12 protein-coding genes and 1 pseudogene are annotated in these 11839 nt (G+C 60.1%); 8 read left to right on the top strand and 5 right to left on the bottom strand.

The window, feature by feature from the left end:
• Nucleotides 1-47: 47 nt before the first annotated feature.
• The 4 genes from AB5Y48_RS15460 (at nt 48) to yciA (ending at nt 4610) form a co-directional block, all read left to right on the top strand.
• A complete protein-coding gene (locus AB5Y48_RS15460; RefSeq protein ID WP_368165044.1) occupies nt 48-1943 on the top strand; it encodes a transglycosylase SLT domain-containing protein in 1896 nt (631 codons plus the stop codon).
• Nucleotides 1944-2125: 182 nt separating this feature from the next.
• Complete coding sequence (locus AB5Y48_RS15455; protein WP_050666130.1) at nt 2126-3124, top strand: LacI family DNA-binding transcriptional regulator; 999 nt, start codon at nt 2126-2128, stop codon at nt 3122-3124.
• 242 nt (nt 3125-3366) lie between these two features.
• The gene (locus AB5Y48_RS15450) at nt 3367-4140 is read left to right on the top strand and encodes an SDR family NAD(P)-dependent oxidoreductase (RefSeq protein ID WP_224163490.1); all 774 of its coding nucleotides are present in this window, start codon (nt 3367-3369) and stop codon (nt 4138-4140) included.
• Between the two features lie 68 nt (nt 4141-4208).
• Nucleotides 4209-4610: an acyl-CoA thioester hydrolase YciA gene (gene yciA / locus AB5Y48_RS15445; protein WP_193556660.1), complete on the top strand. Its 402-nt coding sequence runs from the start codon at nt 4209-4211 to the stop codon at nt 4608-4610.
• On the opposite strand, the gene AB5Y48_RS15440 is transcribed toward yciA, so the two are convergent.
• Entirely contained in the window at nt 4607-4831 is a 225-nt protein-coding gene (locus AB5Y48_RS15440) for a hypothetical protein (RefSeq protein ID WP_368165019.1), read from the bottom strand. The genes yciA and AB5Y48_RS15440 overlap by 4 nt on opposite strands.
• A 114-nt stretch (nt 4832-4945) precedes the next feature.
• Here AB5Y48_RS15440 and AB5Y48_RS15435 point away from each other — a divergent pair, with 114 nt between their 5' ends.
• On the top strand, nt 4946-5797 hold the full coding sequence (locus AB5Y48_RS15435) for an endonuclease/exonuclease/phosphatase family protein (protein ID WP_060586814.1): 852 nt from the start codon (nt 4946-4948) through the stop codon (nt 5795-5797).
• A 47-nt stretch (nt 5798-5844) separates the two neighbouring features.
• On the opposite strand, the gene AB5Y48_RS15430 is transcribed toward AB5Y48_RS15435, so the two are convergent.
• Together AB5Y48_RS15430 and gloB are read right to left on the bottom strand one after the other, a co-directional pair.
• Complete coding sequence (locus AB5Y48_RS15430) at nt 5845-7374, bottom strand: LysM peptidoglycan-binding domain-containing protein (RefSeq protein ID WP_368165017.1); 1530 nt, start codon at nt 7372-7374, stop codon at nt 5845-5847.
• 71 nt (nt 7375-7445) lie between these two features.
• Nucleotides 7446-8210, bottom strand: coding sequence for a hydroxyacylglutathione hydrolase (gloB, locus tag AB5Y48_RS15425; RefSeq protein WP_050666135.1), 765 nt, complete (start codon nt 8208-8210; stop codon nt 7446-7448).
• 71 nt (nt 8211-8281) lie between these two features.
• Here gloB and AB5Y48_RS15420 point away from each other — a divergent pair, with 71 nt between their 5' ends.
• Nucleotides 8282-9016 (top strand): class I SAM-dependent methyltransferase, encoded by a 735-nt coding sequence (locus AB5Y48_RS15420; protein WP_368165015.1) that lies wholly within the window; start codon nt 8282-8284, stop codon nt 9014-9016.
• Here the strand turns inward: AB5Y48_RS15420 and rnhA are convergent.
• Nucleotides 9004-9468, bottom strand: a complete 465-nt coding sequence (gene rnhA, locus AB5Y48_RS15415; RefSeq protein ID WP_050666137.1) for a ribonuclease HI — start codon at nt 9466-9468, stop codon at nt 9004-9006. The genes AB5Y48_RS15420 and rnhA overlap by 13 nt on opposite strands.
• 50 nt (nt 9469-9518) lie before the next feature.
• Between rnhA and dnaQ the strand changes: the two genes are divergently transcribed.
• Both dnaQ and AB5Y48_RS15405 read left to right on the top strand, forming a co-directional pair.
• The gene (dnaQ, locus tag AB5Y48_RS15410; RefSeq protein WP_368165013.1) at nt 9519-10256 is read left to right on the top strand and encodes a DNA polymerase III subunit epsilon; all 738 of its coding nucleotides are present in this window, start codon (nt 9519-9521) and stop codon (nt 10254-10256) included.
• Nucleotides 10253-11500, top strand: a complete 1248-nt coding sequence (locus AB5Y48_RS15405) for a TIGR03503 family protein (RefSeq protein WP_368165043.1) — start codon at nt 10253-10255, stop codon at nt 11498-11500. Before dnaQ ends, AB5Y48_RS15405 begins: the two co-directional genes overlap by 4 nt.
• Nucleotides 11501-11587: 87 nt before the next feature.
• On the opposite strand, the pseudogene AB5Y48_RS15400 reads toward AB5Y48_RS15405, so the two are convergent.
• A pseudogene (locus AB5Y48_RS15400) lies at nt 11588-11839 on the bottom strand (IS4 family transposase); the annotation flags it as partial.

Below are 11839 nucleotides of genomic sequence, written 5' to 3'. Positions count from 1 at the left end.
TTTTTCATGGTGGCGGCGGGATGCCGTACCATATGGAGCAGATACCGTTGAGAGCCGTTATCGGTGTTGTCCTGTGTGCCCTGAGTGTGCCCCTGCTGGCACAAACCACGGAGCAAACCCTCTATCGCCAGGCCCATGAGGCCGTGCGAGCCAACGACATGGGGCGCTTTTACCAGATCAGAGCCCGCCTGAGTCACTACCCCCTGTTGCCTTATCTCGATTACTACCGGCTCGCCTTTCGTCCCGGTCAGGCCGACTATGCCGAGGTGACCCGTTTTATCCGCCAGCACGCCGACACTCCCCAGTCGAACCGTCTGGAGCGCAGCTATCTGCAATATCTGGCGCAAAGCCAGCAGTGGTCCCGTTTCCTGACCTTCTATCCCGAGCTGCCGGAGTCCACCGGGCTGCGTTGTCTCCATTACGAGGCCAGATACCAGACCGGCCATCGGGATGAGGCCCTCAAGGCGGCAGAATCGCTCTGGATGAGTGGTGAGTCACGTCCGGATGCCTGCGACGGCCTCTTTGCCCTCTGGCAGGGGCGTGGGTTGCGCACCCAGGCCAAGGTCTGGAAACGGATGACGCTGGCATTCGAGGCCGGAAATCCCGCCCTTATTCGCCATCTGTCGGTCGCCCTTGGCAGCGAACAACCCTATGGCAAGCTGATGCAGGAGACCCTGGATCGTCCTTCCCGGGTGACGCAGGGGGCAAACTACCCGAACACGGCCAAGGGTCGTGAGGTACTGTTGTTGGGATTGGCCCGTTATGCCAATGAGGCGCCGACCCGGGCACTGGATCTGCTGGCTGTCTATCAGGGGCGTTATCGGTTTTCCAATGGGGCCATGCAGCCGGTAGAGCGGGCCGCCGCTCGCCGACTGCTGCTGGATCGCTCCACGGAGCGTCGCTCATGGCTCGATGGCTGGATGCGCTCCTCCAGTGATGAGGAGCTGCTGGAGCTGCGGGCCCGTCTCGCCGTCTGGGAGCAAGATTGGCAGCGTCTGGCTGGCTGGATCAAGGGGATGCCGCCTGCCCTGCAGCAGAGCGAGCGCTGGCGCTACTGGCTGGCCCGATCCATGGAGAAACGCGGAGAGGCGGGGCAGGCCAGGACGCTCTACCGCGAGGTGGCTGCCATGCGAGGTTACTACGGTTTCCTCGCGGCGCAGCGCGCCGGTGCCCCCTATCGCCTGAAAAATGAGTACCCGGCCAAGGTGCCCACCTGGAGTCAGGCCGTGCGTCACTGGCCTTTCCTGGCCAGGGTCCGTGAGCTTAAGGCGATGAATGAGCTGACGGCTGCCCGCTCCGAGTGGGTGCACAATGTGGATCGCAGCGAGCGCGAGCAGAAGCTGGTGCTCTCCGCCCTGGCCGAGGGACAGGGGTGGCACGATCTGGCCATCCTGGGCACCATTCGCGCCGAGGCCTGGGATGCCCTCGATCTGCGTTTCCCCATGCCGCTGCGGCAGACCTATGACAGGGTGGCTCGTGAGCATGGCATGCCAAGCTCCCTGCTCTATGCCATCTCCCGGCAAGAGAGTGCCATGTACCCGTTGGCGCAATCTCCGGTGGGGGCTCGCGGCCTGATGCAGCTGATGCCGGCTACGGCCAGGCACACGGCAGGCAAGATTGGCTTTCCCTACCGCAGTGAACAGCAGCTCTTCAATCCGGATGTGAACGTGCGCCTGGGCAGTGCCTATCTCAAGGGGCTGCTCGATAACTATGACGGTAACCGCATCTTTGCAGCGGCGGCGTACAATGCGGGGCCGGGACGGGTAGCTCGCTGGCGGGCCCAGAGTGATGGCAAGCCGGTGGACGTGTGGGTTGAGGGGATCCCCTTCAAGGAGACTCGCAACTATGTGCAGAATATCCTCTCATTTAACCTCATCTATGAGCACAAGCGCCGTCAGCCACTGAAGCTGCTCAGCGATGCGGAGCTGCACGGCCGCTATTGACCCCCTTTTTCCCGGCCAGAAGGGAGAGATAGGAAGGGGCGGGCAAAGGGGTTAATATCCAAGGCTACGCAAGAGTTTATTACGATAAGTAACCTTGGTGCTGATCAGCACCAAGGTTTACCGCAACCGGCGCGGGTATAATGCCGGAAACAGTGACAGATCCCCCAACAAAGGATGTGCGAGTGGCAACGATCAAAGACGTTTCCCGATTGGCCAATGTGTCTATTTCCACGGTCTCCCGTGTGATTAACAATACGGCCCAGGTTGCGCCCGAAAAACGTGAAGCCGTCATGGCTGCCATGAAGGAGCTCAATTTCCGTCCCAACAGCTTTGCCCAGGCGCTGGTGAGCAAGCGTTCAAACTGTATTGGCCTGCTGGTGGGTGACCTCTGCGGTGGTCCCTTCTTCGCACAGATGATGCGCGGGGTAGAGCGTATCGTCGACGAGGCCAACAAGTTCACCATCGTCATGTCAGGCAACCATGAGGAGCTGCGTGAGCGCCATGCCATCCAGGCCCTGCTGCAGCGCCAGTGTGACGCCTTGATCCTGCACAGCAAGGCATTGCCGGACGAGGAGCTGGCCGAGCTGGCGCAAGGGGACACCCCGGTTATCTTTATCAATCGCCTCATACCGGGGGCCGAGGATCGCTGTGTCTGGTTCGATAACCAGGCGGGGATCGAGACGGCATGTCAGTTGCTCATCGACAGGGGGCATAGCCGTATCGCCTTCGTCACCTCTGATGATGACACCTTCGTGGATGGGCGTCAGCGGATGGAGGGGTATCGCGTGACCCTGGCCAAGGCCGGGATTGCAGTGGATGAGTCGCTCATCGGCAAGGCCTTCGCCGATGAGCAGGGTGGCTATGTGGCCATGGCTGAGCTGCTGGAGCGTGGAGTGGACTTTACGGCCGTACTCGGATTCAACGATGGCATGGTGGCCGGGGCTATCTCCTGCCTGCTGGAGCGGGGATTCAGGATCCCGGAACAGGTCTCGGTCGTTGGTTTCGACGACATCCCCTATGCCCGCTACACCTACCCCAAGCTGACGACGGTCAAATATCCCATCGAGGCCATGGGAGAGCGAGCCGCCGAGCTGGCGTTGGCACTGCTCGAAGGCGACCCCATGCCCGCGTTACCACGCAAGTTTGAGCCCGAGCTCATCGTGCGCGAGTCGGTCGCGTGATGGGAGAAGGGGCCTGACAGGGCCCCTTCTTTTTTACTTTTTTGAAATCGCTTTCAGAAATCCTTTTCAAACGTGATCGGCTTCAAAGCTTTTTGAGCCGCTAACCTCTAGCATAGGCCTCACGAATTAGGAGCCTGGCTCCCGATTTTCCCGCTGTGGGAAGTATCTGGACAATCCAGCTATTTCCTTCGTTACTTTCGACGGTCATCATGGATGGCCGTTTTTTTTTGTCCGGAGGTACGATGAGGTATGCGGTGATTGGTGCCGGCTGGCTGGGGCTTCCCCTCGCCAGGGCGTTGCGGTCGCGGGGGGAGGCTGTCGCGGTCACCTGTACTTCCCAAGAGAAGGCGATAGAGCTTGGCAAGGCCGGCTTGCAAGCCTATCCCTTTGTGGTCGGTGATGAGTGGCCACTGCCCGAGTGCGAGAAGGTGGTGGTGGCGATCCCCCCCGGCAAGGTGGCCGATTACCCTGCGGCGATCGCCGACATCGCCTCGCGCGCGCGCGCATCGGGCTGCCATCATCTGCTCTTGGTCAGTGCCACCTCTGTCTATGCCGAGGGGCAGCAAGAGGGGGAGACTCCGGCCGGGCAGGGGGAGCGTGCCCGGCGCCTGCTGCTGGCCGAGCAGGCGGCCCGCCAGTGTGGCATTGATTCGGTCACCGTGCTGCGTCCATCCGGTCTCTATGGTCCCGGGCGTCATCCTGGCCGTTTCCTGGCAGGGCGAGCGTCGAGTGGGGGTGGGCGAGCCGTCAACCTGGTCCACCAGGAAGATGTGGTCAACGCCATCTTGCTGCTGCTCGAGTTGTCGAGCGGGATAGAAGAGTATGTCGTGAGCGCCCCCGGACACCCCACCCGCGAGGTATTTTACGGGCAGGCCGCACGGGCGCTTGCTTTGGCACCACCCCGCTTCGAGCCACCGGAGGGGGAGTATCTGCCACTGAGTGGTGTGCGCCTGTGTCAGGAGCTGGGGTTCGAGTATCGTTGGCCAGACCCCATGATCTGGCTCAAGCAGGGGTAGATTGCGGTTTGCCAAGGGCGGGGGGGATCACTATCATGCCCCCCATCCATTCTATGAGAGCAGTAAGCATGGTCGATACAGTACGTCAGCCCGACGGAGAACTCCTACTCAGAACCCTGGCCATGCCGGCCGATACCAACCCCAACGGCGATATCTTCGGCGGCTGGATCATGTCCCAGATGGACATAGGCGGCGGCATTCTGGCCAAGGAGTTGGCGAAAGGACGGATCTGTACCGTTTCGGTGGAGGGGATGACCTTTCACAATCCCATCAAGGTGGGGGATGTGGTCTGCTGTTATGGTCGCTGTGAGCGGATCGGCCGCAGCTCGATGCGCATCAAGCTAGAGGTGTGGGTCAAACCCGTGCTGCGGGAGAATGAAGCGCAGCGTTACTGCGTGACCGAGGGGATCTTCAACTATGTGGCCATCGACGATCAGGGTCGGCCGCGCCCGGTACCGCGTCACGACTAGAGAGGGCTGGCGCTGATGATGGAGATATCCTCATCAACCCCGGTCTTTTGCCGTATCATGTGCTCGATCGTCTCCTCCGATCCGATACAGTGATCGAGATCGAACAGACAGAGATCGCACTGGGAGTCCCGCATGATGAGATAAGGGGTGCTCAGCTCGATCTGATTGCTCATCCCATGGCGGTCAAAGAAGGTGATCCGATACTGGTTATGTCGAGTCATGGGCGCTCTCCGGCAAGGTGGATCTGCGTTGCATCAGACGAAGTATGAGCCTAGCTGTTTTTCCTTTCAGTTGGGTTAAGGGGTAGCATTGCTGACACAGGTGGTTGTTCTTCAATGAAAAAAAGTTATCGCATTCTGGGCTCCTCCCTGTTGGCTATCGGCCTGGTCGGTTGCTTTGAGGTACCGCAGCAGGGCTATTTTGTGACGGCCGAAGGGGTCGTCCCCGGCACTGGCTGTGATGCTCCGCCACTGGTAGCCCTGGCCAATCGCCCGCTTCCCCGTGAATTCGGGGTGACGGTCTGGAATCTTTACAAGAGCCAGCGCAAGGAGTGGCTCGCCGGCATGGATCGTTTCGCCCTGGAGCAGGATCTGGTGCTGCTTCAGGAGAGCAAGACGACACCCGAGTTGCTCGGCTGGCTACGAGACGGTGGTTTCGAGTGGCAGCAGGTGCAGGCCTTCACCCAGGGACAGAGCTCTCTGGGGGTGATGACGGCGGCCAAAACCCCCCAGGCTTTCGTCTGTGGCGTTCGTTCTCCCGAGCCCTTTTTCAGGATCCCCAAGTCCGGACTGGTTAGCCTCTATCCTCTGGATGGTGATCCGGACGGGGTGCTGGTGGTTAACCTCCATGCGGTCAACTTCGAGCTGGGGATGGCCGGTTACCGGGAGCAGCTCAACGAGCTGACGGCATTGATCCGACGTCATCAGGGGCCCGTCATTCTGGCGGGGGACTTCAATACCTGGAGCGACAAGCGTCAGCGTTGGCTCGATGGCTTGGCCGGGGAGCTCAGCCTGAAAGAGGCCAGACCGGTTCCCGACACCCGTAGCACCGCCTTTGGTCGCCCGCTCGATCACCTCTACTATCGTGATCTCGATCTGGTGGAGGTGAGCGCCCCCGGCACAGAGGCGTCGGATCACAATCCCATCGTGGCGCGATTTAAGGCCCAGAGCCTGACTCCGCAGGAATAAAAAAAGAGACCCGCCAACTGGCGGGTCTCTTTTCAGTATTGATTGCCTTAACCGTTATCACCGACAAACAGGGTCAGTGTCTGGCCGGGTTGCAGGTAGCTGCGCTTGTTGAGTTGGTTCCAGCGCATCACATCCACCACGGCAACCTGAAACTTGGCAGCAATGGAGGAGAGGGAGTCCCCACGGCGAACCTGATAGCTCACCGAGCCGTTGCCGGATTTTCCCTTGATGACAAGCTTGGCTCCCGGTTTGAGGGTGGAGCGGGCCGACAGACCATTCCACTGCATCAGCGACTTCTGGGGAACGCCATGCTTGCGGCTGATCTCCCACAGGGTATCTCCGGCCTTGACCGTGTATCGGGTCACCGCCGAAGCGCGCTTGCTGACGGGCTCACGACTGGCCAGGGTTCGACCACTATCGACGGCCCCAGCCGGCAAGTGCAGGGTCTGGCCGGCACGCAGGCTGTTACCGCGCAAATTGTTGGTCATCTTCAACTCACTGACGCTGACCCCATGGCGACTGGCGATGAGGGAGAGGGTATCTCCCCGCTCAACCTGATAGCTGCGACCTTTGACACGCTCGTTTCGGGGCAGGTCCGCCAGGGCCAGCTCGAGGGAATCGGCGTATTCAACCGGTACCATGATCCTATGGGGACCTCGGGGCGAGGTGACGCCACGTACCAGTGCAGGATTGAGCTCCTTGAGCTGGCTCTGGCGCATGCCCACCAGATTGGCGGCGGTGGCGATATCGATTTGCCCGCCCACATCGATGGCTCGCAGTTTTGGCTCGTTGGCCAGATTGGGCAGGGAGAGACCGTAGCGCTCCGAGTTACTGATGACATCAGCCATGGCCAGGATCTTGGGCACGTACTGCTCGGTCTCCCGGGGCAGATCCAGAGACCAGTAATCGGTTGACTGCCCACGCTTCTGGTTACGCACGATGGCGTTACGTACCCGTCCTTCCCCGGCGTTGTAGGCGGCCATGGTGTTGAGCCAGTCCCCGTCGAAGAAGCGGTTGAGGTACTCCAGATAGTCGAGGGCGGCACGGGTCGAGGCGACCACGTCTTTGCGCCCGTCATACCAGCGATCGTGAGCCAGACCGAAGTTACGGCCGGTCTGGGGGACAAATTGCCACAGCCCCACCGCATTACTGCGGGAGCGTGCTGTCGGATCAAAGGTGCTCTCGATCATGGGTATCACGACCAGCTCCATTGGCAGCCCGCGCCGTTCGATCTCCTCCACCATCAGGTAGAGGTAGGGTTCAGCACGACTGGCAATGGTCGCCATGTGACGTTCATTGCGCAGAATGGAGGTCCGTTGTCGTCGGACCCGGTCGTTATCCGGTACCTCCAGCTGCATATCTTCGCTGATACGAACCCACAGATCGTCACTGCCTGCGACAGACTCGAGCTGATCGTCGTTGAGCCACACACCGGAGGCATAGCGTTTGTGGGTCTTCTTGCTGACTTGGGGGGACTTGATCGGCTCGATAGCCGTTAGCGCCCGGTCATCCTGATTACTCAGGTTTTGGCAGCCACTTAGAAACAAGGCTGCCAACAAGGCCGTTCGAACCTTCATCACTCTCAGGTCATCCAATCGGTAAAACAGCCGACATACTAAGCGGCTATCCCCCCCGGATCAAGGTTTGCTCAAAAAACATCCTTCCATTGTCGCAGGGTTTTGAAGACAAGTTGTGGTGTATCCAACGGTGAATAAACGTGTTTTTCCGCAGAAAATTTTACACTGTCGTGTTCGCATCGCAGAAACACGTTGATCTCCTTCTCCCGTTGCAGGGTCGTCGGCAGGGAGGGTACCCCCTGCTGGCGCAGCTTGCTGACTTCCCGCAGGGCGGCGGCGATCGCCGGATTATCGGGCTCAACCGTGATGGCAAATCTCAGGTTGGACAGGGTGTACTCATGGGCTGGATAGAGCCGAGTCTGCCCGGGCAGCTCACCGATACGTTGCAGTGAGTGATGGAGCTGTTCTGGGCTCCCCTCAAACAGGCGACCACATCCGGCGCTAAAGAGGGTGTCACCGCAAAACAGCATGCCACCGCCGTAGTAGGCCACATGGCCATGGGTATGTCCCGGCAGATGCATCACCTGCAGCGTCAAACCGTGCCAGTGGATCTCATCCCCTTCGTCTACCCGTATGCCGTCGAGCCCCGGGGTCGTCTCATGGCGAGGTAGATAGAGTCTGGCGTTGGGGGCCTGCTCAAGCAATTCGGTGACGCCACCGCAGTGATCCTGATGATGATGGGTGATGAGGATGGCATCCAGGGTCAGTCCCAGCACGGCGATCCGCTCGAGCACGGGACCGGCGCAGCCAGGATCGACAACAAGACAATGATTATCTTTGCAAATCAACCAGATATAGTTATCTGAAAAGGCCGGAACCGTGATGACTTGATACATGCAATGGCTTCTCTTTGGTCTGGCTATCTTATATAAAGGGAGTGTCTCCCCTACCCGGAACGAGCCCTATTATGCAGGTGGCCCGTAGCGAACGACAAATCGTGAGTCCATCCAGCTGGTGTGAATTGCCGCTGGGGGACTGGATTGCCAGCGAGGTGCAGTCTCGTCTCGATCTCTGGTGTCCCCATCTGTTTGGTTACCACCTTCTCAAGATTGGTGCGCTCAGTGCTGAGCTCTCCTGTCGCTGCTCCACGATTCGCCATCAGGCCGCAGTCGCTCCGCTGGGGCGGGATCTCGCCATGCAGGGAGAGCCGACGCAACTGCCGGTGCGCTGTGGCAGCGTCGATGTCTGCCTGCTCGCACATACCCTCGACTTTAGCCAGGACCCCCATGAGGTGCTGCGGGAGGTTGAACGGGTGTTAACACCGGATGGCTGGATCATCCTCAGCGGCTACAACCCGATGAGCCTGTTGGGGGTGGGGAAGATGCTCCCCTGGTTTCGCCGTCAGCTTCCCTGGTCGGCGCGTATGTTTACACCGGGACGGGTGACCGACTGGCTGCAACTGCTGGGGTTCGAGGTGATGTTCGAGGAGCGTTTCGGTTACTCCTGGATGGGGCGAAAGAGCTCGGTCGGCTGGTGGCGGGAGAGCCTGGGGCATGACTATTGCCGCGCCTTCTCCTCCGTCTATGTCATCGCCGCCCGCAAGCGGCGCATTCCCCTCCAGCCGGTGCAAAAACGCTGGAATTTGCCCCGAACCCTGACCACCCCGGGGATGGCCAGGGTTGCAGAAGGTCAGGGGCGGTAGCCGGTATCATCGGCCAGTGAGGGGCCCGAGGCGGCCTCTCTGGCCAGCTCGTCGCAACGTTCGTTTTCCGGGTGTCCCGAGTGCCCCTTAACCCAGAGCCACTCCACCTGATGGCGAGCCACCTCGGCATCCAGCTGCTGCCACAGATCGACATTCTTGACCGGTTCCCGGTTGGCGGTGAGCCATCCCTTGCGTTTCCAGCCGGTGATCCACTGGGTGATCCCCTGCTTCACGTATTGGCTGTCGGTGGTCAGGCGAACCTGACAGGATTCACTCAGGGTGCGCAGCCCAGCGATGGCTGCCATCAGCTCCATGCGGTTATTGGTAGTGAGGCGATAACCGGCCGACAGCTCCTTGCGATGTTTGCCATAGATGAGGACGGCGCCGTACCCACCCGGTCCCGGATTGCCGAGGCAGGAACCATCCGTATATAAATCAATCTGTTTTAGCATGCGCGTTGGGGTAAACTTGGAGAAAACCCGAGTTTGACACAGATCCCATGATGAACATACCCCAGGCCCAGCGCCAGATAATCCTCGATACCGAAACCACCGGTATGAACATGGGGGGCGGCCCCCACTACCTTGGACACCGTATCATCGAGATCGGCTGCGTCGAGGTGATCAACCGCAAGCTCACCGGTAATCACTTCCACGTCTATATCAAGCCCGATCGCCTGGTCGATCCCGAAGCGATCCAGGTGCACGGGATCACCGATGACTTCCTGCGCGACAAGCCTCGCTTCGATCAGATTGCTGACGATTTTATCGAGTATATCCGCGGCGCCGAACTCATCGCCCACAATGCCCCCTTCGACGTGGGCTTCATGGATTACGAGTTCGATAAGTTGGGGTTGGGTCTCAAGACCACGGATATCTGCACCGTCACCGATACCCTGGTGATGGCGCGGGAGCTCTTCCCCGGCAAGCGTAACAACCTGGATGTGTTGTGCGATCGTTACGGCATCGACAACTCCCACCGTACTCTGCACGGGGCCTTGCTCGATGCGGAGATCCTCGCCGACGTCTATCTGATGATGACCGGCGGCCAGACCAAGCTCAATCTGGCCACCGAGTCGGCCGAGAGTGACAGCGCGGCTCAGGACACCGGGATCCGCCGACTCGCCGCAGACCGGGCCCCTCTGCGGGTGATCCGCGCCGAAGGAGACGTTCTGGCGACCCATGAGGCGAGGCTGGATCTGGTGCAAAAGAAGGGGGGGAGCTGTCAGTGGCGGCAGTGAGAGGCTGGAGCGCTGCGCTGCTGCTCCTGTGTGGTCAGCTCAGTGCGGCAACCGTATATGGTGCGAGCGATGTGCCGCTCCTTGAGAACCGCTTTCGTATCGACCACGGGGTACGCGAGGTGACCTTTATCCTGAAAAAGCGGGAGGGGTCGGCTCCGGTGGTGCTGGTACAACCCGATGGCAGCAAGCTCTACAGCAACCGTCATCCCAAGGAACAGATCGGCTGGCTGGTCACCCCCGAGGCCGATCTCATCACGGTACGCGATCCGATGCCGGGCCCCTGGCAGGCCATTGCCGAACTCGATCCTGAAAACCGGATCCGCCTGCTGACCAACATCCAGCTGCAGACCGAGCCCTTGCCCCTTCGCCTCTATCAGGGGGAGAGCGTCAAGGTGACCGGGCGACTGCTTATCGATGGAGCGCAGACCCGTGACAAGGACTACCTCTCCTCCCTCGGCATGACGGTACGGCTGCAGAGCTTCCAGACCGCCGAGATGAAGGGGGAGCCGGTACAGGATCTGGTCATAGGTAGCTACCTGGACGATGGCAAGGGGCTCGATGAGCGTCCCCATGATGGGGTGATGACGGCCGAGGTGCTGTTCGATGCTCCGGCGGGCAAGTATCGTACCGTGATCAGCACGGGCAACGAGGTGTTTGCCCGGGCTCGCCATCAGGAGATCCTCATCTATCCCATGCCGTTTCGTTATGAGATGCAACTGCCGAGCGAAACCAAGGGGCCCAGGTTGACCTTCCTCATCGACAAGGATGAAGTGGAGCCGACCAGCATTGCCGTTGCCGGACGAGTGATTGACCCGGCCGGCCACCCTCTGCCCTTCAACGGTACGGCCAGCAGCCAGAATTTGGAGGTTATGCTCCCGAAACCGGCCGCTCCCGGGCTCTATCATATCGAGGGGAGCCTGTTTGGTACTACCCTGTCCGGGCGTGAGTTCCGACTGACCCTGCCAACCAAGAGTTTCAACATCTATCCACCGCCGCCCCCTCCCGAGTCGGTCATCAGCGCGGCGGTCAAGCCCAAGGCGCCTCCGGTCGAGGAGAGCAGCGGTTGGCTGATCTGGCTGCTGGGCGGTCTGGCCGTCTTGATGGGGCTCGGGGGCGGGATCGGTTTTATCCTGTTGCAAAAGCGCAAAGCCCTCAAGCGTGCCCTTGCGGCCCAGCAGGCGGCGCAGGAGGCCCAAAACAAGGCGCCTGCCTCCGAGCTCGATCTCAACCAGCCCGAGCAGTGAAAAAGAGGGAAGCATTGGCTTCCCTCTTTGCGTCTGTTTCTCATATGAGCCGATAAAAAAACACCCTGCCAGGCTAATGCCAGTCAGTTAAGACTGACTGGCATTGTTTTTATTGGATTTTTTTACGCTGTACTTCTGCGGTCTTGGCTTCACGCAGCGGGGGTAACTTCGCTCCATCCTATCGGGTAACACAAACTGCCCCGCTTGTTTCTCCAACTCCGCCACCCGCTTAGGGATATTCCCCGGTGACATGAACGGCATACAGCTCAACTCATGGACGAGATAGACCGATGCCATGTGAAAACTGAGCTGACTCGCCGTGTACCCTTTCAGGCTTGC

It is taken from the genome of Aeromonas sp. R6-2, assembly GCF_040908155.1.
GTDB lineage: Bacteria > Pseudomonadota > Gammaproteobacteria > Enterobacterales > Aeromonadaceae > Aeromonas > Aeromonas schubertii.
The sequence above is the reverse complement of the archived record's forward strand: the minus strand, read 5'-3'. Positions and strand labels throughout refer to the sequence as shown.